The organism is Bacteriovorax sp. Seq25_V, assembly GCF_000447795.1.
Taxonomy (GTDB): Bacteria; Bdellovibrionota; Bacteriovoracia; order Bacteriovoracales; family Bacteriovoracaceae; genus Halobacteriovorax_A.
Window position 1 is genome coordinate 1 of the sequence record NZ_AUNI01000017.1, and the last position, 24,364, is coordinate 24,364.

Annotated in this window: 21 protein-coding genes; 7 read left to right on the forward strand and 14 right to left on the reverse strand. The window is 35.2% G+C overall.

From position 1 onward, the window contains the following. Positions 1 to 646: hypothetical protein (locus M900_RS10515; protein ID WP_021274984.1), on the reverse strand; the 646-nt coding region annotated here is incomplete at its 3' end. A gap of 201 nt (positions 647 to 847) precedes the next feature. On the opposite strand from M900_RS10515, the gene M900_RS10520 reads away from it, so the two are divergent. After that, positions 848 to 1,669, forward strand: a complete 822-nt coding sequence (locus M900_RS10520) for a TIGR02147 family protein (RefSeq protein ID WP_021274875.1) — start codon at positions 848 to 850, stop codon at positions 1,667 to 1,669. Between the two features lies 1 nt (position 1,670). Continuing rightward, positions 1,671 to 2,480 (forward strand): hypothetical protein, encoded by an 810-nt coding sequence (locus M900_RS10525; RefSeq protein ID WP_021274913.1) that lies wholly within the window; start codon positions 1,671 to 1,673, stop codon positions 2,478 to 2,480. Positions 2,481 to 2,511: 31 nt separating this feature from the next. Here M900_RS10525 and M900_RS10530 read toward each other — a convergent pair whose 3' ends face one another. The 11 genes from M900_RS10530 to M900_RS10580 form a co-directional block, all read right to left on the reverse strand. Continuing rightward, complete coding sequence (locus M900_RS10530; RefSeq protein WP_021274930.1) at positions 2,512 to 3,060, reverse strand: MotE family protein; 549 nt, start codon at positions 3,058 to 3,060, stop codon at positions 2,512 to 2,514. Next, positions 3,057 to 3,509 (reverse strand): flagellar export protein FliJ, encoded by a 453-nt coding sequence (locus tag M900_RS10535; protein WP_021274975.1) that lies wholly within the window; start codon positions 3,507 to 3,509, stop codon positions 3,057 to 3,059. Before M900_RS10535 ends, M900_RS10530 begins: the two co-directional genes overlap by 4 nt. A gap of 3 nt (positions 3,510 to 3,512) precedes the next feature. Continuing rightward, the gene (locus M900_RS10540; RefSeq protein WP_021274925.1) at positions 3,513 to 4,886 is read right to left on the reverse strand and encodes a FliI/YscN family ATPase; all 1,374 of its coding nucleotides are present in this window, start codon (positions 4,884 to 4,886) and stop codon (positions 3,513 to 3,515) included. Beyond that, on the reverse strand, positions 4,873 to 5,706 hold the full coding sequence (locus tag M900_RS10545; protein WP_021274957.1) for a FliH/SctL family protein: 834 nt from the start codon (positions 5,704 to 5,706) through the stop codon (positions 4,873 to 4,875). Before M900_RS10545 ends, M900_RS10540 begins: the two co-directional genes overlap by 14 nt. 26 nt (positions 5,707 to 5,732) lie before the next feature. Then, positions 5,733 to 6,761 carry a flagellar motor switch protein FliG gene (gene fliG, locus M900_RS10550; protein WP_021274874.1) on the reverse strand — a complete coding sequence of 343 codons (1,029 nt, stop codon included), beginning with the start codon at positions 6,759 to 6,761 and terminating at the stop codon, positions 5,733 to 5,735. A 19-nt stretch (positions 6,762 to 6,780) separates the two neighbouring features. Next, positions 6,781 to 8,442, reverse strand: a complete 1,662-nt coding sequence (gene fliF / locus M900_RS10555; protein ID WP_021274981.1) for a flagellar basal-body MS-ring/collar protein FliF — start codon at positions 8,440 to 8,442, stop codon at positions 6,781 to 6,783. Between the two features lie 61 nt (positions 8,443 to 8,503). Then, positions 8,504 to 8,863 (reverse strand): flagellar hook-basal body complex protein FliE, encoded by a 360-nt coding sequence (gene fliE, locus M900_RS10560; RefSeq protein WP_021274860.1) that lies wholly within the window; start codon positions 8,861 to 8,863, stop codon positions 8,504 to 8,506. A 10-nt stretch (positions 8,864 to 8,873) separates the two neighbouring features. After that, positions 8,874 to 9,314, reverse strand: coding sequence for a flagellar basal body rod protein FlgC (flgC, locus tag M900_RS10565; RefSeq protein ID WP_021274978.1), 441 nt, complete (start codon positions 9,312 to 9,314; stop codon positions 8,874 to 8,876). Between the two features lie 11 nt (positions 9,315 to 9,325). Continuing rightward, the gene (gene flgB, locus M900_RS10570) at positions 9,326 to 9,733 is read right to left on the reverse strand and encodes a flagellar basal body rod protein FlgB (RefSeq protein WP_021275007.1); all 408 of its coding nucleotides are present in this window, start codon (positions 9,731 to 9,733) and stop codon (positions 9,326 to 9,328) included. A gap of 11 nt (positions 9,734 to 9,744) precedes the next feature. Further along, the gene (locus M900_RS10575; protein WP_021274995.1) at positions 9,745 to 10,674 is read right to left on the reverse strand and encodes a sigma-54 dependent transcriptional regulator; all 930 of its coding nucleotides are present in this window, start codon (positions 10,672 to 10,674) and stop codon (positions 9,745 to 9,747) included. A 39-nt stretch (positions 10,675 to 10,713) separates the two neighbouring features. Beyond that, positions 10,714 to 13,416 (reverse strand): hypothetical protein, encoded by a 2,703-nt coding sequence (locus M900_RS10580; protein ID WP_034732423.1) that lies wholly within the window; start codon positions 13,414 to 13,416, stop codon positions 10,714 to 10,716. 185 nt (positions 13,417 to 13,601) lie between these two features. Here M900_RS10580 and M900_RS10585 point away from each other — a divergent pair, with 185 nt between their 5' ends. The 4 genes from M900_RS10585 to M900_RS10600 are packed head-to-tail and all read left to right on the forward strand — an operon-like array spanning position 13,602 to position 16,381. After that, positions 13,602 to 14,069 carry a hypothetical protein gene (locus M900_RS10585; RefSeq protein ID WP_198295998.1) on the forward strand — a complete coding sequence of 156 codons (468 nt, stop codon included), beginning with the start codon at positions 13,602 to 13,604 and terminating at the stop codon, positions 14,067 to 14,069. Further along, the gene (locus M900_RS10590; RefSeq protein ID WP_021274907.1) at positions 14,066 to 14,830 is read left to right on the forward strand and encodes an ABC transporter permease; all 765 of its coding nucleotides are present in this window, start codon (positions 14,066 to 14,068) and stop codon (positions 14,828 to 14,830) included. Before M900_RS10585 ends, M900_RS10590 begins: the two co-directional genes overlap by 4 nt. Then, positions 14,830 to 15,588: an ABC transporter ATP-binding protein gene (locus tag M900_RS10595; protein ID WP_021274970.1), complete on the forward strand. Its 759-nt coding sequence runs from the start codon at positions 14,830 to 14,832 to the stop codon at positions 15,586 to 15,588. Before M900_RS10590 ends, M900_RS10595 begins: the two co-directional genes overlap by 1 nt. After that, positions 15,569 to 16,381, forward strand: a complete 813-nt coding sequence (locus M900_RS10600; RefSeq protein ID WP_021274934.1) for an MlaD family protein — start codon at positions 15,569 to 15,571, stop codon at positions 16,379 to 16,381. The genes M900_RS10595 and M900_RS10600 overlap by 20 nt, the downstream gene beginning before the upstream one ends. A gap of 26 nt (positions 16,382 to 16,407) precedes the next feature. Here M900_RS10600 and M900_RS10605 read toward each other — a convergent pair whose 3' ends face one another. Continuing rightward, positions 16,408 to 20,067, reverse strand: coding sequence for a hypothetical protein (locus tag M900_RS10605; RefSeq protein WP_021274877.1), 3,660 nt, complete (start codon positions 20,065 to 20,067; stop codon positions 16,408 to 16,410). A 148-nt stretch (positions 20,068 to 20,215) separates the two neighbouring features. Between M900_RS10605 and M900_RS10610 the strand changes: the two genes are divergently transcribed. Next, positions 20,216 to 22,738 (forward strand): hypothetical protein, encoded by a 2,523-nt coding sequence (locus M900_RS10610; RefSeq protein WP_034732425.1) that lies wholly within the window; start codon positions 20,216 to 20,218, stop codon positions 22,736 to 22,738. On the opposite strand, the gene M900_RS10615 is transcribed toward M900_RS10610, so the two are convergent. Continuing rightward, on the reverse strand, positions 22,733 to 24,259 hold the full coding sequence (locus tag M900_RS10615; protein ID WP_021275000.1) for a sigma-54 dependent transcriptional regulator: 1,527 nt from the start codon (positions 24,257 to 24,259) through the stop codon (positions 22,733 to 22,735). The genes M900_RS10610 and M900_RS10615 overlap by 6 nt on opposite strands. Between the last annotated feature and the right edge of the window lie 105 nt (positions 24,260 to 24,364).

Below are 24,364 nucleotides of genomic sequence, written 5' to 3' on the forward strand. Positions count from 1 at the left end.
CAGTATTATTAATTTGATCAAAATCAGAACCATTCCAAACAAGCCAATCACCAACATTCCAAGAAATTGTTCCATTACCATATCCTAGATCCTGACTTCCGGCATTTGAAACGATATAGTATTCACCACTTGAATATCCCCCCAAAGTAGCATTTGGAAAATTTGAAGAAGCATCATAGCTTCCAAGATATGTTAGGCCTGAAGAAATTGTTGTTGGCACCCATGTTGTTCCATTATATTTTAAAAACTGACCAGAACTTGCTCCCATATCAGAGAGTTTACTCGCAGTCACGCTGCCATCAATAAGATTAAAGATAACAGGAACAGCTGTTGCCCCATTCGCTGTTGAAATAATAAGACTTGAAGCAGACTCAAGAACAAGATTGAAAGATGTAGGAGCAGAGAGAGTAAGAATTGTCCCTGTATTTGAAGTAACAACCAAAGAATTTGAATTCAACTTAACTGAAACCAAATCATTAAAATTTTTTCCAATAATTGTCAAAGAGTCATTTAACAATTTTACATCAGATACGATCGGATCATTTTTCTGATCAACTCTCGAACTTAAATTAACATCAACGCTTCCTTTATCAAAAGGAGATACGCAGGAACTAAGCAATAAAATAATTATCGATAACTTTTTCATACATGCAGTTTATCGGAGATGAATGATATTCCATGAGCAATATCTAAAATCAACATTGTAACAACATTTATTTTTTTTATTTTTTTTAATATCGCCAACATATGTTTTCATGGGCAAGTAAGCCCACACCATTTACTTATAAAACAATAAATAAAACTATTCATACCTTATTTTTACTTTTATTATTTAACTGGAGATAAAATGACAAATCTATACAGTTACAAAGATTACAGACATTTTTTAAATGACTTTATTGATGACAAAAAAAAACACAATCCTTCTTTTTCCATTGCACTACTCGCAAAAAAATTAAACCTATCTCATACATCCTCATTAAACAAAGTATTAAGAGGGCAAAGAAACCCTGGCGATGATCTAATTAAAAGCTTATGTGCTTACTTTGATTTCAGTCCAGAAGAAGAGGGCTACTTTATAGATCTAGTCTCCCTAGAAAAAGAGTCAAATCCGATTCAAAAAGCAAAGCTACTAAACAGAATAAACAAACTTGTAAATAGAAACATACCCAACATTATTCCAGACAATCACTTTAGCCTCATATCAAACTGGTACTCATATGCACTTATTGAGATGTGTAGACTGAAAGATTTCAAACTTGATTTCAATTGGATATCATCAAGACTTAAAAATAAAGTAAGCTCCCTGCAAATTGAAGAAACGATAAACAGGTTAGTTTATATAAATTTGATAAATATCAATGATGACAAAATTGAATTAAATCAAAACAGACATCAAACATCTACTGATATTCCAAATGATTATATAAAAGAATATCATGAGGAATCTATCAAAAAAGGTATTGATTCGATTAGAGAGGAAGCTATAGAAAGAAGGTATATTTCTTCATCAACGATTGCAGTCAAAAAAGAGTCGATACACGAGGCCAAGAAACTAATAGATCAATTTCAAGATAATCTATCTCTTTTAGTAGAGTCAAATGATTCTGCTGATGATATTTATATGTTAAATATACAATACTTCCCTTTAACGAAGGAATCAGAATAAAATGAAAACGTTCATACTGCTGGCATTAGTCACAAACCTATTTGCATCAGAGGGGAAAGTACGAAATGGTGGAGATATCTCAACTAGAAATATTCTTTTCGCGGCTAACAACCTTTCACAATACATTGACATATGCTTATCCACAAAAAGTTGTGTTGAGGAAGACAAGAAAGACAATCTAAGGCAAATAAAAGAAGTTATAATACCTTCTAACATTATATTTGTTGAAAAACCGGCCAATCTTGATTTTTTTGTAATTGATGGGCTTGAAAAAGTTGCAATAACTTCAAATACCCCTGGAAGTAAGATTTATATAAATTTAAAAAGAATAAAATCCATGAGCATTGCAGATGCGACATCTTTACTCATTCACGAATTTGGTCATCACTTGGGCATCAAAGACCATAATTCACTTGATCAACTTGGAGTTAAGGTCGCTTTGAATGCAGTGAAATCTTATTCTATTTACAACCTACTAGGAACAAAAAGATTCACCCCTCAGCTATACTATTCGAAGAACCTTAATCCTAGTTTGTATATTTTGAATAATGATAACTACTTAAATATTTCTAACAAAATTGAAAAACTTAATCTCTGTCCTCAAAACACAGTATTGAATACTTATGCCATTGTAAACATTTTTCAATCAACTCTTGGTTCTCATGACGGAATTCACTTAACTTTACCTATCGGTATATGGCTTAGGATTAATTGCGTTAACAGAAACGGTGAAATACTTAGACATTTCTTACAAGATAATATCGATCTAATTTTTAATATGGATACTGAAATTCCTGTATATATCGACTAGATCATACTCACCAAATAGCTCTGTTACATGGTTATTTCTTAAGTGTCATATACTGCTTTTGAAGACGTGCGGAAATCTCTTTATCCATAAGGTTAAATATTTTAGAAACCTTAGCAGGCTCAAGCATTCCCAGTATTTTTACAGATAGTGACGGATCTTGTTGAGAAAGTAATTCTGCTGCCGTTGCTGGTCTCATCCCAGAGACAACATTAACCATATGGCTAATTCTTTTCTTTTGCTCAGTATCTTCTTTATCAATACAAGCGAGAAAGTTTTCTTGTGTACTCTTAAATTCAACAAATTTCTTTTTTAATTCTTCTTCACCAAGCTTCAGCTGCTCTTCTCTAAGTTTTAGTTTCTCCTCTTTTTCTGCGATAGCTTCCTCTTTTTGAAGAAGTTCTTTAGAGAAATCAAGAAGTTTGGAACGACCAATTTTTTTCATTTTCTTTTCTAACTCAGCGTAGACAGCATTTTGAAATTCTTCTTTTGTGAACTCAAGTTTATCACTCTTCTTACTCTCTTGAGCAAATGACTTTGTTGTTAAAAAGGCCAGAATTGAAATTAAAATTAAACTTTTCATACTTTATTCTCACGATGTTTTTTAATAATTGTTAGTTCATCGATATTTTCTTGGAATTTCTTTTCACGTTTTTTATTGAATTCCAGCTGCTGTTTATCCTTGAGGTTATCAATCACTTTAACTTCCCCTTTGGCTTGTGCAAGTTCTTTTATTTTTTCTTGATACTTACGATTTAGGGAATATAAAATATTTTCTTGTATTTTCTGCTCATCGCGACGAGATTGAATATATTGAGGAAAGAACTGAACCATACGTCCAGCAGCCGGTTCTGAAACGAATGCTTCCTGTGCCTCATAACACTCTTCAATATCTTGCTGAGCTTTAGCAATTGTCGCTTTAGCCTCTTCAATCTCTTTTAAGATTTCCCCGAGTTCAAGTTTGATGCGTTTCTCTTTAAACTCACGAACCTTTAAAAGACCATCAAGTTTGAATTTAAACTTTTGGGCCATCTATTAATCCTCCTGTCTTGGTGGATTAACGGTATCTTCAGCCAGCTTAGCAAGATCAACCATATTGTTATAAAGCTCATCCATAGACATTGGATCTGACATACCTTGAAACTGTTTTAACATGTTCATTAATTCATCATGAATGACCATGGCCTTATCTACACGAGGGTTGGAGCCTCGAGCATACGCACCAACGTTAATGAGGTCTTCGTTATCTCTGTATGCAGACATAAGATCGCGTAAGTGGCCCGCAACAATCCTGTGCTCGCGAGATACGACCTTATTCATTACCCTTGATAATGATTGAAGTACATCAATAGCAGGGAATTGGTTCTTTGAAGCAAGGTCACGAGATAAGATAATGTGTCCATCACTAATCCCTCTTACAGCATCGGCAATTGGTTCATCCATATCGCCCCCTTCGACTAGAACAGTGTAAATTCCAGTGATAGAGCCTGCTCCTGCTTTAGTTCCCGCACGCTCCATTAACTTTGGAAGCTGAGCAAATACAGTTGGCGTATAACCTTTCTGCCCAGGAGGGTCTCCTGCTGAAAGTGAAATTTCACGACTGGCCATCGCGAAACGTGTAATTGAGTCCATCATTAACAGGACATCTTTATTTTCATCGCGGAAGTATTCAGCGAATGTCGTCGCTACAAATGCAGCCTTCATTCTAATGAGAGCTGATGTATCAGAAGTCGCTACAACTACGATAGATTTTTTGATACCTTCAGGCCCAAGATCATGTTCGATAAATTCAAGAACCTCACGTCCCCTTTCTCCAATTAGTGCAATAACGTTTACATCAGCAGAGGACTTCTGTGCAATCATGCCAAGAGTTACGGACTTCCCCACCCCTGAACCGGCCATAATAGCGAGACGTTGCCCCTTACCTGCAGTCATAAATGCATTAATTGAATTTACACCTGTATCAAGAACTTCTGATATTGGTGGTCTTTCAAGTGGGTTTATAGGTGTTCCAAAAATACTACGTGTTGTTTTTGATTTTTCAATTGGACCTTTTCCGTCAATTGGATTTCCTTGGAAATCAATAACACGTCCAATATATTCAGGACCAACTTTTATTGTTGTTGTAAGATCTTTTAAATATACTTTTGTCTCAGAATTTATTCCACTAAGCTCCTGGTATGGCATCACCATACAACGATTACCATCAATAGCAACAACTTCACCGAGACACTTATTGCCAAACTCTGTTACGAATTCAACGTTACTTCCTATCACAGCACGAGAAAGATTTACTTCAAAGAGCATCCCTTTGGATGCACGAACCTTCCCAATTTTTTGGTAAGGGGATGAAAATTCATAGGCCTTATGAATTGATTCAATATCTAACGATCTATTATTCGTTGTCATTAAAATCAACCTTATCGTCTTCTGTTGACTCTAATCCTACGGAGTCAAAAAGTTTATCAATACTATTAAATTGTTCTTTTAAAGTAGCATTAATGATTCCGTTCTCAGATTGTAGGATAATTCCCATATCTTCAATATCATAGTCTGATTCAACTCTTACATTTGTTAGAGTACCAACGCGAGCCTGTACGGCTTCGAGAACTTCTGGCATCTGTTCAAAACTCTTTTGATTAACCTGAATTAGTAAATTTGCTTTTGTCTGTGTTTCAACAATAAGCTTTTCAAGTAGTCTTTCAATATACTTTCCATCGTCTTTTAATTCACGAAGAACAATCCACTTGGTTACGTTTTTAATTAACTTATACAACTCCATCTTTTGATCTTTTAAAATTTCAGACTGAGTTGAAAGAGTTTGAGAGATCATCTCTGAAAGGCTAACAAGCTTCTCATCTGTTGCTTGACGAGTTTGCTCATAGATGTCATGACGACCTTGTTCAACACCTTCTTCGTGGCCTTGTCTAAAAGCATCTTCTTGAATCTTAGCAACGCGCTTATTCACTTCTTCTTCGATTCTTCTTTCAATTTCCTCTTCTTCTTGAAGTTGGATACCACGATGTTGTCTAACGATCGGGGAAATATCAAATCCTGACTTACGTGAAACTTCACGTTCAATCTTAATTGTGTGTTGAATCTTTTCAATTTGTTCAATTGTCTTTCCTTGAAGGTCTTGAAATTCAAAATCAGTTACAAGACCCTCTTCAGAAGGAGCAGAAAATGATTGAAATGTATATTCTTCAACGTCATATTGGATATCTTTCATAACCTACTCCTACAAATTCTAAAAAATTAAACAAGCGCGTCGCCGTCTCCACCACGAGAGATAAACGCCTTACCTTGAGCTTCAAGTTCTTTACACTTTTGAACGATTTCAGATTGTGCTTTTTCAACATCTGAAAGTTTTGTTGGTCCAAGAGCATCAAGGTCTTCTTGTAATAATGTCGCAGCTCTGTTTGACATGTTTTTAAATAGCTTCGCTCTAATCTCTTCAGGAGCTGTCTTAAGTGCAATAACCATTTTATTCTGATCAACTTCTTTAAGAAGAGCTTGAATACCTTTATCATCAACATAAACAAGATCTTCGAAAACAAACATAAGCTTTCTAATCTCTTCAGCAAGCTCTGGGTCTTTCTCTTCAACTCTTCCCATGATGTTTTTCTCAGAGTTCTTATCCATTAAGTTAAGCATATCTGCGATTGGTTCAACACCACCAAGTTGGTTAGTATCAATAGATCCGAGTGTACTAAGCTCTGTTTTAAGAACATCATCAAGCTGTGCGATAAGTTCTGGTGAAACGAAGTCTAGGTTTGCTACTCTTAGAACAACTTCGGCTTGAAGCCCTTCAGGAAGTCTTCGCAGTACATCTACTTTTCTTTCCGCATTTAAGTGAGCAACGATGAGTGCAATAGTCTGCGGATGTTCGTTAATTAGAAAGTTTGCAAGTGTTCGAGTATCAACTAGCTCTAGAGATTCAAGCGTATTTGATGCTCCAACATCAACGATTTGTCCTAGAAGTTGCTTCGCTCTATCTTCACCAAGAGCGTTGATAATAAAGTCACGGCCAGAGTTTTCAGAGAATAGTAAATCGTTCTCTTCATTAAGTTGTGAATAGAATTCTTCAAGAACTTTCTTAATCATCCAAATTGGCGCTCTTCTAATGTTTCCCATTGCATTAATCATTCTCTTAACATCATTATCTCTCATGTAAGAAAATATTAACTGTGTTGTGGACACACCAAGGGAACTCAAAAGCAATGCTGCTTTATCCTGCCCTGAAAGAAGCGAGTATTCTACTTCTGGATCTAGTGATTCTGACACAACCTACCCCTTAAACCTTTTATGCTATCTGTTTATCCGACTCATTATTATGAATCATTTCATGTATAATCTGTGCTGCCTTACCTGGATTCCCCTCAACAAGAGAGATGATCTTTTCACGGAGCATATTCCCCTCAATTTTTTCAGGGTTAAGCTTTTCTTCAATCTGAGGAAGTGCGTCCTCAAGACCTGGAAGTTTTTGATTCGCCTGTACTTTCTCAAGCTCTTCAAGTGTACGAGGTAAGAAATCTTCAACTGTTTCAACCGTGTTATCAGTAACCCACTGGATGAATGGTCTTACAACAATGAAGAAGAAGAGTGAAATTGTTAAACCAACTGCAAGATACTTGAAAATATTCTTGATAAGCTCTCTGTTTTCTTTCTCTCTCATTAGAGCTTCAATCGACTCCATATCTTCTTGGTGAAATTCCATGTTTTTGATTGTGATTTTACTTCCACTTCTTTCATCAATACCAAGCGCAGAAGATACAATCGCTTCAAAATTTGCAATATCTGCTTCTAACCATGGCTCATACTTCATTACAGTCTTACCATCGATTACAGTTGGAACTCTTTTTCCATCAACCATGACTGCAGCAGAGATTTTATTAATTTTCCCTGTTGGGTTTTTAGATTTTGTTACCTTCTTTGGAACATTGTAGTTCCGTGTAGCAAGCTCTTTATTCACGTCATTTCGTGTCTCTGGGACACCTGGTTGTGGTGTCTCACCAGGAAGATTTGATCTTGCACCCGGAATCCCTTGTGGAGAAGGTCTTGATCCTTGAAGTTTTTGTGTATTTGTAACTTCTGAAAGAACAGCTTTATTCTCCGAATCATATTCTGTTTGCGTTGATACAGACTCAGTAAAGTCCATGATAACGTTAACCTTAGCGATTACCTTCCCTTCACCAACAACCTTCGCTAGAATTTCTTCAATTTGTCTTTCATATTGACGATTAAGTTTACTTTCTAGTGCCATTCTATTTGCCGTATTAGCAGTTAGGGCATCACCAATATTATCTGACAATCTTTTTCCTCTATCATCTAAGATAACAACACCCTCTGCTCTCATTCCTTCAACAGAACTTGCAACAAGAGATGCGATACCTTTAATCTCAGATTCGCTCAGAGTTACACCTTGATCAAGATCAAGAACAACTGACGCAGTAGGAGCTTTCTTCTCTGTTACAAACGGTGAAGATTCTGGAATATTTAAGTGAACACGAGCTCTTTTAACTCCACGAAGATGTTTAATAGTTTTTACAAGTTCACCTTCAATTGCTCTTTGCTTATTAACCTTCTGTACAAAACTTGTAGTACCAAAAGATTGATTATCAAATACTTCATAACCAACTGTCCCAGAGAAAGTGAATCCTTGAGTCATCATCTTAAGTCTTACAACTTCGATCATGTCTTCAGGAATACTAACAACCTTTTGATCGTTACTCACCTGAACTGATACGTTATTTTCTTTTAAGAAAATTTGTACTTTATTTGAGTCTTCTTTGTTCAAATCCGTGTAAAGAACACTATATCTCGTCTTCGACGCCCAAAGAACTACACCTAGCAATGCGATAACAATAAATGATGCTACAGCAACTAAACTAATTTTCTTCCCTGAATCGAGGCTTGTGAAAAACTCTGTGAAATTTCTAACAACCTTTTCGATAAAATCTTTCAAGGGATCCTCCTGATATTACTAATAGCTTCCTGCCAATAGTTAAAAACAACTCAACAATAAATTATATCTGCATTCTCATTACTTCTTTATATGCTTCAATAACCTTATTTCTCACTTGATTCATTGTCTTGAATGCAATTTCTGCTTTCTCAACTGCAAGCATTGTCTCTTGAATATTATTACTCTTTCCACTTACAAGTTTCTGGATAGCTGAATCAGCTTCTTTTTGTAAGTTATTTACATCTAAGATTTGATTCGAGAGCATTTCGCTGAACGTTAGTTTCGAATCTGCACGTGTTGTAGGATCAAGTTCAAAGTCATTTAAACTAATAGCACCTTCGATATCTGCAGACTTCGTCCACTTCTTCGTGTCATGTGTATTAAAAATGTCATTCATACTTTGAATATTATTGATGGCCACAAACTACTCCTTAGTTGTTTCCAATTTCTAGCGCTTTCATCGCCATACTTTTAGTTGTATTCATTACGTTAATATTTGCTTCGTAACTTCTTGAAGCTGAAATCATATCAGCCATCTCTTCCATTACATTAATATTAGGATATGCTACATATCCTTGAGCGTTAGCATCTGGATGGTTCGGCTCATACTTTAAAATTGGTGGTTTATCTGTAGAAATTACTTCTGTTGCATGAACTTCTTGTGCTTGTGCATCTAGTTCACCTTCTAAAATATCAGAAAAACTCTTTCTTGCAGGTTCACTACCGAAAGCAACTTCTTTCTTACGATAAGGTCCACCTTCTGCAGTTCTTGTAGTTTGAGCGTTAGCGATATTTGAAGAAATGGCACCCATTCTCTTCTTATTCGCAGCAGCCCCTGAAGCACTAATTTTTAATGATGTTAGTAAATCCATTATCTATGCTCCTATTTCTCTTGGTTGATTGTATATTTCAACATTCCAAGTTTTTTATTCAATAACTTTACTGCTGAATCATACAAAATTTTATTCTCTGCCATTTTGGCTAATTCTGCATCACGATCTACGGTGTTGCCGTCTTCACTCACAACACCATTTGGATCTTCATAAATTTCGGGTTGAAGATTTTCGAATCCACCATTTCCTACATCAAAATGCCCATTTTCGGAGGTCAGCATTTCCATGTTTCCATCAACATCAAGTGCTCTTTGTAGAGCATCTTCAAAATCAACACGTTTTGCTTTATACCCTGGAGTATCGGCATTCGCGATATTTGAAGACAGAATCTCATGTCTCATTTGTCTGAGATTTAGAGACGCTGCAAGTGCTTTTAGTGTTTTATCTTCAATCTTCATTCGCCCTCAAATTATCTTAAGTTAACGAAGTAAGAGTTACCTTCTGTTCTATATTCATTAATTTTATTTCTAAGTGTTCTAATCGAAACACCAAGAATTTTTGCAGCTTGAGTTCTGTTCTCGCTTGTGTGAACAAGAGCTTTTTTGATAAGTAGTCTCTCAGCTTCTTTAAGTGACATAAGTCTAATACCTTCAGAGTCTTCTTCAGAGATAACATTAACAACTTTCTTCTCTCCAATTTCTAATTGTTCTTCAGAAAGTACATCACCATCGAAATTAACAAGAGAACTCTCAAGAACAGCTTTTAGTTCTTTTACATTGTGAGTCCAGTAATGAGTAACTAGTTTTTGTAAAGCAGCTTCTTCAATTGACACTGAACCTTCGAAACAGTCTTTGATAATATTATTTGCAACAACTTCAATATCGTTAATTCTTTCTCTTAGCGGAGTTAGAGTGATTGAGTTGTTTGAAAGGTTTGTATATAGACCTCTATAAAATCTTCCAGCTCCAACAAGCTTAGAAAGATTCTTAGTTGTTGTTGCTATGATACGTAGATCGATATCATAATCATCAAGCTCACCTAAGATCTTATGTAATTTCTTTTGAAAATCTTCTTCAAGAGCATCGATGTTTACAAGAACAACTGTCCCACCATTTGCGTTTTCTAGAGCACCTTTAACGAATCTTCCTGACTCAGCTTCTCTGTAACCTAGAATTTCATTTTCAACTTGAGTAGAACCTGTTCCACAATCAACTGTTACGAATGGCTTATTAGCTCTTGTTGAATTCTCGTGAATGAACTTAGCAAGAGTTTTCTTACCTACTCCGGCTTCTCCAACAACTAGTACTGGAACTTTTGTTACAGCAACGTTTCTCGCTACCTTTACCGCTTTAACAATCTTTGGATCCTGTCCGAAGTACTCTGCTGTTAATGTGTTCATTTGACCTCCTGTCTTTTTCCACTCTATCCGTAGAGTAATTTATAATGTTCGTTTTTTTAAGTTTAGTAATGTCAGCTCTGACCTTGCCATTTCCTTAATATAGCTCTCTACAGATGTTGAATTCATTAAATCTGTGAGAATCTTTTCACCTTCATCAAATTTTCTAAGTCTTAAATTTTCTCTTCCTAATAAAAATTTAATTCTATTTAAATATGATGAATCTTTGAAATCTTTTACAAACTTATTGGCTTCCTCCAATACATCTGCCTTATTTTGAGAAAACATAATCTCAAGTCTTAAATACCCAACTCGATCTTTCATTTTGTGTACGACGGCCTTATCAACCTTGAATGAAGATGCATCTTTAACGAGTGCATCTGATACATCTATAAATTTAGCATATTTTGCCTGTTCATAAATAGACTCTAAATAATTTACAACACTGTCGACTAAATCTTTGCCATCAATAATGTCAAAATTAACATTCTTAGAAAAAAATCTTTCATAAGCTGTCTCTGCTTGACTAAAGTTCTTTTGACCATATAGAGCCATAGCACGATAAAACTGTGCAATTGCATTACCTGGTGTCACTTTGTCCATTTCATTGGTTAATTTTTCGACACTAGACCAATTTCCAAGCTTAACATTTCTTAAAATTTGAAGTTGCTTTTCAATAAGATCAGCGTTCTCTGTTGTCGTTCTCGTGAGCCAAATTGGGTATGTTCTACTTTTCTGCTCTTTCGTTTTCCCTATCAATTCGTAAATTTTTTGAAATCCTTCCCAAAGACCAAGGTTTGCGTAAGACTTCGCGATGATGAACTGGATTTCAGGGTCAGCTGCTACTTTTTCAAAGTATACTGACTTATATATTTCCCAGGCTCTGATCGATTTCGCATACTCGCCGTTATCATAACTTTTCTTTATAATTCCGTAGACAACTTCTGCACCATCACCTTCAAAAACGACCTTAAATGAACTGTCCATCGCTGCCAGAGGAAGCGCAGTTAAAAATGTCAGCGCGTCTTGATAGTTCCCATCCACGATAAATGATCTTAACCTTGTTAACCAGAGCAGTCTTTCTAACTCAGGCGTTAAGTTTGACTGTTCACCTTTATCCAAGAACACCTTAACTTCTTTATCTTCTGTAGTTGGTTTAATTTTTCTAATCGCACGTAGACCAACATATCTAATCCTAGCCTCAAGGCTGATGTCGACTGCCTGTGAACGATTGATAGCATTTTTGTATAATTCTTCAACTTCACTTTCTTTTCTCTCTAGAATATCACTAGCAAGAGCTACTCTAAGTCGTGCAGCAGATGAGGCAGAATGAAAAGAATACTTGCTCAGGAAATTATCATAAGCAGCAATACTTTTTTGATATTCTGCTGTTCTAAAATAAGCTTCAGCAGCATTGAAATATAAAGATGGAAGGAGATCACCCTTTGTGGATTTTGTAAAATTCTCAAAGAGCTTAATCACTTGTTCTTCATCACCAAGTTTTAAGTATGTATACATTTCATAAGCAATTTGCTTTTGCTTTGGTAGAATCTTTTGAATTGTTTTCTCAGAAATTAAAGACTTAATTTTATCAATCTGATTCAAGTTTGATAAAGATAGAAGCATCAATTCAGTTGCATACTCAAGCTCTTCATAGTCAAAATTCTCTTTTGCATCAGCAAAGAATCTTTTTGCATATTTTAAAGTAGATATACTGTCCTGCTTCTCTAAATAGTATTGAATGAGATACTTGTAGATTCCTCTTCTAAATTCGTAAACAGGAGTCTTTTCAGCAATATTAGAAAACATTGCAACAGCTGTATCGATAGGCTTGATGTCACCAGCATCAGAAGACTCTCTCAGAAGTGCATTAGCCTTTAAGTACTCATTCATTGTGAAATTAGCATCATCTTTATACTTTTCTTCATAAAGCTTTATAGATTTTGCCATTAATCCCCATTTCTTCTTTCTGTAAAGATTAATAGAGAGTTGCATATGAGCTTCTTTATCATCTTTATCGAATTTTCTGTCTTCAATCGGATAAAAGAACTCTGGAGTCTTACGGTCTAAAAAAATTGTTTTAGAAATTTTTGGGAGTATTGGAGCATAATCCCAAATAAAAGAAGCACCATATCTAAAATCACGGTATGTTTTCTCTTTTTTTACGATAGGAGCTGCAATAGGCTTAACTCTTACTACTTTTTTAATTTCGGCTGGCTTTTTTACAACAGGTGCAATTTTGGCAGCAGGTACTTCTGCTTTCACGGCAGCAGACTTCTGAGAAACAGTTCCACCATCCTTCCAAAAATCAATATAGTAGGCAACATCTCTATTCTTATAGAAAGAGAAGATCTCAACATCGTCTTTTAGATTGATATTTACTGAGAATACAGCGTTACCTTCTACAGGTTCCAATTCTTTTACACTCTGAACATATGGGCTATTCTTAACAGCTTCTAGTTCCTTTTTAAGTGAACCAAAAACTTCTGAGTCTAACGTTTTTAATGTTAGAACTTTTCCAAGACGAGAAATTTTGATTAATTCTTTATTTGTATAGACTTTTACACGGAAGAAACCATCATTAGATTCTGCTTCTACAATCTTTGCAGATGTTGACCAACAAGAGAGGGCCAAAAAAGTGATGAATGTTAGAACATTACGCTTTTTCATTCTGGTAGAAACTTCCTGTTTCAGTGACAGCCATGTCAAATTTTTATCAGATTCTTCTTCCTGAAGATCTATCATTTCTAATTCTACATCGTTTTTAAAAATTTTAAAGGAAAATTTTGCTTAGAGGACATTTTTTCCGTCCATTTTTTTGACATGGGAAAGTCTGTTCGGATTTACAAGGAGTTCTAACCCTTTAGACTATTAAGGAGTGACATAATGATACTAGTTCCTGTCTAAAAAGATTAAGTAATATGAGACTTTTGTTTATATTAAATTTTGCATTATTTTTAGCTTCTTGCTCTACAATCACAAGCAGTGCCCCCGATTCAAAAGATGATAAATTAAAAGTAAATCCAGGAATAAATTGGAAAAGTATTAATAGCGATCAAGCCGATTACGCCTACTCAAGTAGCAATTCAGACAATATTCTTTTCATTAACTCTTTATGTAAAAAATATGAAAATAGCAGTATTAAAAATTTAATGTACTCACTTCTTGGAAACACAGATTACAAAATATTAAACGAAAAAAATCTTACATTATTTAACAGAGAGACTATGTCATATGAAATTGAAACAAAAGTTGATGGAGTTAAGACATATTTGAATATAGTTTTATTAAAAAAAGATCGCTGTATCTATGACTTCGTTCTCATAAACCCAAAAGAGAAGTCCGACTCAAATACTCTTGATGAGTTTTATGAAATTGTTAAGGCCAGTAGTTTATGATCTCAAAGATTCGAAGGCATATTTTCACAATTGGAGAAATTTACAACCTTTTTCAAAATACACTAATCTGTTCTTTCACAGGCCCTATATACTGGCATCGAGTAATTGAACAAATTCGCTTTATAGGACTTGGTTCAATTTCAATAACAATTGTTATTGGACTCGCAATGGGTCTTGTTATGACCTTAAATTTTGGCTTTGGTCTAAAGAAATTTGGTGGGACTCTATATGTTCCAGCCGTTGTGTCACTTTCACTTGCGAGAGAGATGGCCCCCTTATTCACTTCACTGTTAATAGCAGGTCGTGTTGGTTCTGGGATAGCTTCAGAAATAGGTGCGATGAATGTGACTCAGCAAATAGATGCTCTAAGAGCATTAGGAACAAATCCTATTCGCGTCCTTGTTGTTCCTAGATTTTGGGCCAGCATAATTTCTCTTCCACTCTTATCTAGTCTCTCCTGTATTCTTGGAATTCTTGGAGGACTGATAGTCTGCATGAATGAATTTGATATGTCCGCAGGTTTCTATTTTAATAAGGTCTTAATTACTGTTAAAACTCCGGACTATATTTCAGGTTTGGTGAAAGCAATGATTTTCGGTGGAATAATTTCAATTGTTGGTTGCTACCGGTCATTTAACACGACAGGAGGAACTAAGGGTGTGGGAAACAGTACAACTTGGGTAGTTGTTACAAGCTCTATTTTAATACTAATCACAGACTTTTTCTTAAGTAAGGTCTTTCTGGTTTATTGGACTAAATGATGAGCAAACCTCTTTTAGAACTGCAAGATATACATAAGATCTTCGGTAGGAAAGTTGTTCACCAAGGGATATCATTTGATATATTTCCAGGACAAAGAGTCGGACTCCTTGGTTCGTCAGGGACTGGAAAATCTGTTTTACTCCGCTCCATCATAGGGCTTGAGTATATAACAAAGGGGAAGATTTATTTCGAGTCTAAACGTATCGACAACCTCTCTGAAAGAGAAATGACTTCGATAAGAACTCAGATTTCCTACTCGTTTCAATCTGGGGCACTTTTTGACTCTATGAATGTATTTGAAAATTTAGCTTTTCCACTTTTTGAACACACAAACCTCTCTCTTGATGAAGTCGATCAAAAGATTGATCAAATGCTCGAGCAAGTTGATTTAAGTCACGCAAAACATCTCATGCCCTCAGACCTGTCAGGAGGGATGCAAAAGCGAATAGGAATGGCGAGATCAATGATACTCTCCCCTAAAATTATTCTTTATGACGAACCCACTGCGGGACTCGATCCGGCAAATACTGTTAATGTTGTTGAACTCATGAAAAAATTTAGCTCGTCTGGAGTAACTTCTATATTTGTAAGTCATGATATTCCAGCGATTCAAGAGTTTTGCGAGAGGGTGATTATTCTAGACAAAGGAAGAGTTGTTTTTGATAACGATATTGATACTTTTAAAAATTCAAATGACCCAATAGTTAGACGTTTTCTAATTGCGGAAGGATTTAAACATGCAAATAAGACCTCATGAAAAGAAAAATATAGTTGTTGCTGGAGTGTTTGTTTCTGCACTTTTGCTGCTGTCCTCCACTTTTGTTTTTTTCTTAAGTAAAGATACATCTCTTTTCCAAAAAAGATTTAATATTTATGCGAAAGTAGCCAATGCTCAAAATTTGAAATCTGGTGCTTTTGTACAGTTCAAAGGTATTAAAGTTGGAAATGTGGAGCAAATTCGAATTGATAGCTTAGACTCAATAACTATTATTATGACGATCAACAGTGATATTCGTCAATGGATTAGAGAGAACTCATATATTAAGTTTAAAACAGAAGGAGTTTTAGGAGATAAATTTCTGGAAATTCTTGGCGGTACAGATGACTCTCCAGTAATTAAGGAAAACTCTGAAATTGAAGTTCAATCTTCTCCAGAAATAGCAAACTTTCTCTCAAAAGGAGAAGATATTATAGTTACAGCTGCTAGAGTTCTTGAGAGAGTTGACAAACTTCTTATCAAAATTAACTCTGATCAATTTGAATCCTTTGTTAATGACATCAATCAGACCGCTGAAAATACAAATCGGATCATGTCTTCAATCAACAGTGAAGATCTCAAACAAATCGGCCCATCTATCTTAGAACTTAATAAAACGATGAGGAGCTTTAATAATATCTCATCTCGAATCGAAAATGGTCCCGGTACTTTGCATGACCTCATTTACGATCAAGCTATTAGCGATGATATAAAATCTCTAACTGGTGGAGCCAATAGGTCTAAGGTTCTTAAGTATTTTATTCGAGAGTCAATTAAGAAGAGTGAAAAATAAAAAGGGTCATTTCTGACCCTTTCTTTTTATTCAGTTTTTAAGAATTTCGGATAAGCAGTCTGTTTATATCGTTTAGAGATAATATCAAATAGAGTATCTCCCTCTTCAACATCAAGATCTTCACGTTTTAAGCCATCAAGAACTCGCTGTGTCTCTCCTCGAGTTAATCCTGTTACTTGATTTGTTGCTACTCCACTTCCAGTACCACCATATCCAGAACCATAACTTCCAGATCCAGAACCTGATCCACCTCCACGGCCTAAAGTTTGATTACGAAGTCCAGCCCCTCCACTAATTGCTTGGTTTGTTCCATTTCCACCTAAATCTAGAGCATCAGATGAACCACCCATATTGGCCTTAGAACCACCAGAACCTTTCTTAGAATTACCTAAAGCACTAGATCCAAGACGAAGGAAACTGTCACTTAATTTAGAGAAAAAGTTTTTAGAGTTACCCTTATCGAATGACTTCCCGTATGTTTTATCAAGAGAATCAACGTAATTACCAATTAATTTATCTTTTCTCTTCTTCTTGCTGTTATCAACAAGTTTGTCAGTCTTTATCTTTCTAGCATTTCTATCTAATGCAAACTGCGCTTGAGAGTCAAAAACAGTCTTATCAAGATTAGATGTCGCCGCTGAATTGAGTTTTGGTTTTTTAGAGACACCATACATAGAAAGAATATTTGAAGCAATAAGGTTACCTGTTCCAAACATTTTACTTTGACCAATTCCTCCTAAAGAAGTGATCGCAGAGGCTAAGTTCTTTGTTGAATTAGAACCTTGAGTAACATTCCCTTCTGACGCCATATTTGATGCAGTTTGCCCTGATTGAGTATTTGGCGTCACTGTAACATCAGAACGCTCATAGCCTGCAGTACATGTTCTTTGTGCTAAGAATATTTTCCCTTGTGCCTCAATAAACTTATGTAGAAATTCTGTAATTTGTACCATTCTCATAGGTATAAGAGCTTTCCCTAGTGGAACTCTTACTTGATAATTTGTAATAGATTGCTTATCACAGATATAAGGTATTACCTCACTTTTATTGTCTTTTATTTCTCCTCTTTTAAAAGTAGTACCCGATTGCATTGAGCTTGAGAATTCGCTAAAGAACTCATTCTTTGCAAGTGTACTATTTTCCCTTAAAGGAAACTCTTGTCCATATAAATGGAAGATATTCTTATACCATTCCGGTTGCTGTACCTCTGTGACTTCACCTTTTAAATAATCAATTACTGGAGCATATTCTTTTAATTCTGCAATTTCACTCTCTGTTTTAAGAAACTCTTTATTTGAGTATAAATACTTCTTAAATCCAGGTTCAAGCTCTGGTAAAATTCTTGCTCTTGAAGAAATTAACTGTGTTGGATAAATTGGATTGTGTAAGAAGTCTGTAATAACTCTATACTTCAATCTATTTGCAATTTCTCTTGTATTAAATGAGTCAGCTTGTTTGTGTTTAATTAACCAATTAAACTCTGAACAGTTCTCCTTATGAGCACAGTACCAAACTAAGTTTTGCCCTGTTAGAGAAGCTCTCTCAAGTTCCGTTACATAGATATCAAAAGCTCCAAGAATTGCTTTAACATATGCAATATTTGCATCAATCATAAATTCTTGAGCAACTTGTGAACCTTCCTGTATATCTGGAACGTCTTTCAGAAGGTTATCTTCAGCTAAGTTCGGCTTAACAGCATCAGTACTTCCTTCCTCAACTTTTTTAAAGTAAGCATAAGTTTCATCAACTTTCACTTTCACTTCTGGACACTGGTCACCATCAATATCAAGTTCTTTAACTCGTGTAACTCCTAAATCAATAGATTTGATAAGAAGAAACTCATTTAAATCGCAAACAATTTTCTTCGTTATTTTTTCATGATCAATTTTAATTTTTGCATACTCAGTTCTAAAACTAACTGCAGAATCATGAATGATTTTAATTGCTTCATTATTCAATTTTCTATTTTGTGGAATATTTTCATTGGCCTCTCTATTTTCAAGAGAAATTTGCTTAATTGGATCAGCTTGACCATCAAGAATAGTGAACATATTTTCGTATACGGCAAGCTCTTTAAAGACAGAATCCGCGTATGAAACAATTCCTTCATCTAACTGCTGACTACAACGACGTCCATCATTTTCATCTGTAATAATCTCTGGAATCTTCTCTGTCTCAGGTAACGCTGGAGCAATGTATTCTGGTACATTACAAATTTTTGTGTCTGGATCATGAATTAGACCATTACAACATGTATTCCCCTGCTCTGATTTCTCTCCTGCCATCGTACACATTTTCTGCTTCCAGGCTACTTTCAGTTTGAAACGAGCATGGCAGTAGTTAATCACTTCTACACCCCAGCCCCCATCAAAGCTTCCTTTGTCTTTTGAAAGATAATCAATCGGAGATCCATTCCCTCCAGGATTACAGCGGTTCGGTCCTAGCTTTTCAAGAAGTTCAATATTATAAATTCTCGAAATTTCACGGCTCTCATCAATTTCATCTGTAAGCTTTCCATTTTTATCCTTCTTATAAAGATGAGCTTTACACCAAACGGTACCCGTTGACTCGGTATTTTGAGTTGGATCAACATCATTTGGATTTGGTGAACCATTCCCATCACAAGTTAGAAATGTGTCTTCAACACCAGAAACAGGAATACTCTCATCTTCAAATGGAGTTACATCACATGTTGGACGATATCCACAACTTGGATCTTTGTACTGAATACCAAATTCACCATGACATGACTGGTGTACCCAAATTTTATTATCACCAGCAGAACCAAAACTCTTATCCTTCACACACGAAGACTGACCTTTTTTCTTACGTAGATAAACATTTCCAATAACTCGATTAATGAAGTTTTCATCTGTAATTTCACAGATTTTTTTCTGATAACAATATGATCTACACTCTAAGGCAATTGTCTTTGTTTGATCTTCGAAATCTGCACAAGTATAAAGCTCGCGATTTGGATCCTCAAAGTAATCAGACTCTTTAGTGATGAAATCATAACACTGTCTTCTAAAATCTAACTGGCATGAACCACCAAGAAGGCCTCCAGCTGCTTCACAATGTGCCTTTGTTACTTGCATTCTCGAAACACACTGATCAAGTGTGAATGTAAGTAAATCACCTTTAGTACGATCTATTTCATAAAGCTTTCCATCTAGAGTCTTATTTTTTTCACACTCTTCAATATTATCAGCAGTACAATTTTTACCATAAACATGTTTATTTAAAATCGCTTCACATCTCTCAAGAACTCTTCTCTCATATGTTTCAATTTCAGCGTTCGACATTCCTCGCTCACCTGATTGTCCCATCTCATTTTGGATAACAAACATTGTACAACGATTTAAAACATGCTTTTTCTTTCCTTCGCTAAAATTATCAAATTCTTTTCCATAATCAATAAGAGTGTCTGGATCAATATAGTTATCTAGTGGATCGATATTTGATCGTGCCTTCTCAATACATAAATCAACGAGAGCATCCCCTGTTTTATTAGCAGCAGCAGGGCCTAGCTCTTTTTTACAATCTTCTAAGATTTCATTTTTCTGAGCCTCGCTAAATTTATTGAAAAAAGACTTTACCTGTTCATCTGTAAGTCCTGAATCAACAGTTACGGCCATTGCTTGGAAAAGAAATGCCACGATTAATAAAAATTTGATTTTGTTCATAATTCCACCTAATCCAACTAAATTATTTTATACTTTCTAATATATTACTAACGAAAACCGATAGTTAATTAAATCCCAAAAAACTATTAAGATTCCTATAAAATCAATAAATAATACTTTTATTTTATAGGAAAAAGGCGTCAATGTAATGAAAACAAAATTTGCCACCTTTCTAAAAGCTATAGTAATTTCAAGCATTTATACATTGAGCATTTCTACAGCTATAGCTGCTCCACAATCTTTTGTTTGTGAGAATACCCGACAATTAAACGGTGATTTTGCCAATGTGGCATCAAAGCAATACGTTTACTTATCTGCCCCAAGACAATTTAAAGAGTTTTCTATTTCTCGAAGTGATACTCCGAGAGTTTTCAATAAGCTCGCCCAATCGAAGTGGACTATTTCTAATGGGAATGAAAAAATTATGATCAATCTCCTCGCTCTTTCCAAAAAGATCCAGCGAGAGACTTCTCTTAATCTGAGTTTTCTCGTCAATTTTTCAATTAGTAAAAATTCTTCTGATTTTGATGTTAGTCCAATCGCAAAAATTAAGTCCGAAAAATCCCCTTCACTTCCAAATTCAGAAGTATTCTTCTTTGATGACTCAACTCCTATTTACGAATCCCTTGGTCTTCCAAAGAATGCACACTTTGTTAAGACGGGACCTTATTATATTGAATATAATTATAACTTTGGAATGATTAATCGCATTGCAAGGACAATTGCAAGTGCCTATCTTTATGATGCTGTTGTCTGCACTGTTGATAAAGAACTTAAGATCAAGCTCATTGAAGATCAGAAAAATGTAAGTGATATTACTTTTAACTTTGATAAATGGCCTAAGTCACTAAATCCCCTTAAGCAATCTATTGCCCAAATTTATTTTGATCACTTCATTTCAAATGAAAACTTTACTCCTAACAAAGATATCACGACACTTTTTACTCAAGTTGATTTTAATTCACTTGTATTAACAACAAAAGTTAACCTTTCAACTATCAATCAAGATAAAAAAGAAACTATTCTCTCATATATTCATGATATGAAAATTTCCTCAGATAAAACTCCTGGAGTTACTCGCTTTCTTAATCCTAATCATATTAAAGGGAAAAGTCTTTTTACTCTAGATTTAGACAAAACCAAAGAAGCAAATAACAGAAAAGCCTATTCATATAATAAATATGTCGATCTCGAATTAATTTCAAAAGTATCGCTTAATCGCATCAATAATGACTTCTACTTTTATTTCCAACCAAAGAAGACGAGTGATCACTTTATTGAAATTGGTCCTATAGACTTTAAGAAACTATACTGGAGAGAAGGCTTTGAAAACTTTGGTACTTGCACAGAAAAAGTTATGAAGCACCTCAATGAATATGAACGAAAAGCTTTTGTTTTCGAGCAAAAAAATGATGCAATCATTGATTCTTGGGCTGATTTAGTAAAGTTACAGACACTCAAAAAATATCCTCTAGAACAATTCATTCTAACTAACAATTGCCGAGGTCCAGGAAACTTCGAATACGAGTGGCCAGGCCTAATAAAAGGTTATTTTCAGATACCTTCAAAAATTATCGCTGACATTATTGATGAACTCTCTCCAAACTTTGGCTTCGATCAAATTGCCACAGAAGTACGCCCGACAAAGTTCTATCAATCAAGACATGGCGATAACATCGTCTCCCCGGCTAGTATTAAAGACTACGTTGTTTCACTATGGTCTAAATACAAAGAAGAAGATTATCGGTGGTATCGTCTCGGAAATTTTGATAAAGCGAAAGGCTCATGTAAAAGAGAGGACATTGTTAAAGATATTGGAACTAAAAATACTTTAACTAAAAATATTGATGTAGTTTACGAAAAAGGTGAAATTAATTTTCAAGATTATCTTGGAGAGACTCGCAAGAAATCATCTTACATAGGAGAAGGAGAACCACTTGTTTATGTGAGAACTCCTTGCTCAGCGGAAGAAGCGACAATAGCTCCACCATTTGGTTTCAGGCCCCCAAGAAATCACATCACAACCCCTGGTAAAGAATACTGGGAGAAAAAAACATGTGAATGGATACCTCACAGATTCAGATACTACAAAGAATTAACGGCATATCCGATCGCTCTGAGTAAATTTGAAGTTGATGGTCTATACTCAGGAAAGTCACATAATACTTCAAAGTTTGAACTTTCATCTTACGATCAAAAATTACTTAAAGATGATAAATCGAGAATGAGCTTCGACTTTTCTGCTGCATGGTCATTCAAGAAAGCAAAACTCTCTCAGAACGAAAGTTATTTAACAATTGAACTCTCTTCAGAAGATCACAAAAACAACCTCGTTATTGGAAATATACCACTATCAAAACTGGACGCTGAAGCAAATCGCGAAGAGTTTAAAAGTTATACACGACCTTGGGCCAATGATTCTTTCAGAGGTGTTTACTCTTTGTTAGGGATTAATCCATTTCCTCTAAGTTCTTATTATGGAAATATAGAAACTGATAAGAGCCCTATTTACTCTTTCTTTTATGATCAAGATGGAGAAATTTTAAACCATCATGAGAGAGATATTGGTATCGAGCAATGGTATGTCAGAAAGAAAGGTAAGAAGATTATTATCGATCTCCTCTCTCACGAAAGGATTACTCCTGTGGCCAGAATTATGCTCGAATTATAATTCGAGCATATTTCTCTTTTTCATTTTTTCAATAAGTGTCGTTCTATTCATCGATAGGAGTTTTGAAGCCTGATTCTTATTACCACTTGTCTTTGTTAGTGCTTGTTTAATCAATGATTCTTCAACCTCATTTAGAAAAGTCTTTAAATCTATCCCCTCTTCAGGAAGACTGAAAACATCTTCTTCACTCACCACACGACGGTTTGAAAGTGCAATGATCTTTGGAGGAAGATCTTCAATTCTAATTGTGTTTCCACCTCTTAAGATAACAAGCCTTTCTATCAAGTTTTCAAGCTCTCTAACGTTTCCTGGCCAGTCGTAGCCGAGTAGAACTTCAAGAACCTCATCATCAAAGCTAATAGCATTTCTACCATCAGCGCTTACAAATCTTGAAAGGAAGTAAGAGATAAGAATTGGAATATCTTCTTTTCTATCTTTAAGTGCAGGTATTTTAATAGGAATTACGTTAAGGCGGTAATACAAGTCTTCTCTAAAATTACCATCCGTAACAGACTTTTCAAGATCACGGTGGGTCGCTGTTACAATTCTCACATCGACAGGGATAGGACTCGTAGACCCTACTCTTTCAATTTCTCTATTTTGAAGAACTCTTAAAAGTTTTACTTGTAAAAGAAGCGGCATATCGCCAATTTCATCTAAGAAGATAGTCCCACCACTGGCTACTTCAAAACGACCCATTCGAGTAGATATAGCACCAGTAAAGGCTCCCTTCTCGTGTCCAAAGAGTTCACTTTCGAGAAGTTCTGAAGGAATAGCACCACAGTTAACATTAATCACATTTTTACTAGCACGCGGAGAAAGTTCATGAATCGCCTTGGCGACAAGTTCTTTCCCTGTTCCAGATGGTCCACCAATTAGAACCGTAGAATTTGAATTCGCAACTTTTTTGATACGTTCAAATATTTTCTTCATGGCCTTAGAGCGACCAATCATTCCACAGAAAAAATCGTCTTCTGTTGGCTCTACTAATTTTACTTTCTTTGCAGTTGTTTCTTTTGCTTCTTCAACTTTATTATTAAAAAGTGAACTATCAACATTAAGTTTGGAAGTCATTGCTCGAACAACTAAATTTGAAAGAATCTCTAATTCAAAAGGTTTTGTAAGATAGTGAAATACTCCCTTCTTAGTTGCCGCAATAGCTGTTTCAATGGAAGCGAAACCTGTCATCACGATACTTGCAAACTTATAACCTTTATCTCTTAAAACATCGATGAGGTATAATCCATCTGTTCCAGAATTCTCAAAACTTATATCTGTTAAAAGGCAAAACTGGTCTACTTCATCAAGACCTGCAAGGTGGGCCAAGAAATCATTAGGGCCTTCAAAAGACTTAACCTTTAGGCCTAACTTTTTAGAAAGGTAGATCAGAATACTTTGGCTTAGTAGCTTGTCATCCTCTACTAAGTATATCATTGGGATCTCTTGATTTGAGACCGGCTTTTCTTCGATAAAATCTTTAAAATCTGAAAATGCATCACCAAGAAAATCTAAATCATTCATGTGTAAAATCTCTTTTCAGTTGCAGAACAAAAATTGTTCCTAAGAAATCGTAGCGAACTTATCTATACAGTGTCAAATTTCTAACGCTGGGATAAGTTTTCCTCC

Coding starts and splice junctions, on each gene's coding strand:
- M900_RS10530 (WP_021274930.1), bottom strand. CDS start 3,060: ATGAAAAGTTTAATTTTAATTTCAATTCTGGCCTTTTTAACAACAAAG.
- M900_RS10545 (WP_021274957.1), bottom strand. CDS start 5,706: ATGAAAGATATCCAATATGACGTTGAAGAATATACATTTCAATCATTT.
- M900_RS10525 (WP_021274913.1), top strand. CDS start 1,671: ATGAAAACGTTCATACTGCTGGCATTAGTCACAAACCTATTTGCATCA.
- M900_RS10600 (WP_021274934.1), top strand. CDS start 15,569: ATGCAAATAAGACCTCATGAAAAGAAAAATATAGTTGTTGCTGGAGTG.
- M900_RS10615 (WP_021275000.1), bottom strand. CDS start 24,259: ATGAATGATTTAGATTTTCTTGGTGATGCATTTTCAGATTTTAAAGAT.
- flgB (WP_021275007.1), bottom strand. CDS start 9,733: ATGAAGATTGAAGATAAAACACTAAAAGCACTTGCAGCGTCTCTAAAT.
- M900_RS10575 (WP_021274995.1), bottom strand. CDS start 10,674: ATGAACACATTAACAGCAGAGTACTTCGGACAGGATCCAAAGATTGTT.
- M900_RS10535 (WP_021274975.1), bottom strand. CDS start 3,509: ATGGCCCAAAAGTTTAAATTCAAACTTGATGGTCTTTTAAAGGTTCGT.
- M900_RS10580 (WP_034732423.1), bottom strand. CDS start 13,416: ATGATAGATCTTCAGGAAGAAGAATCTGATAAAAATTTGACATGGCTG.
- M900_RS10590 (WP_021274907.1), top strand. CDS start 14,066: ATGATCTCAAAGATTCGAAGGCATATTTTCACAATTGGAGAAATTTAC.
- M900_RS10610 (WP_034732425.1), top strand. CDS start 20,216: ATGAAAACAAAATTTGCCACCTTTCTAAAAGCTATAGTAATTTCAAGC.
- M900_RS10595 (WP_021274970.1), top strand. CDS start 14,830: ATGAGCAAACCTCTTTTAGAACTGCAAGATATACATAAGATCTTCGGT.
- M900_RS10605 (WP_021274877.1), bottom strand. CDS start 20,067: ATGAACAAAATCAAATTTTTATTAATCGTGGCATTTCTTTTCCAAGCA.
- M900_RS10540 (WP_021274925.1), bottom strand. CDS start 4,886: ATGACAACGAATAATAGATCGTTAGATATTGAATCAATTCATAAGGCC.
- flgC (WP_021274978.1), bottom strand. CDS start 9,314: ATGGATTTACTAACATCATTAAAAATTAGTGCTTCAGGGGCTGCTGCG.
- M900_RS10520 (WP_021274875.1), top strand. CDS start 848: ATGACAAATCTATACAGTTACAAAGATTACAGACATTTTTTAAATGAC.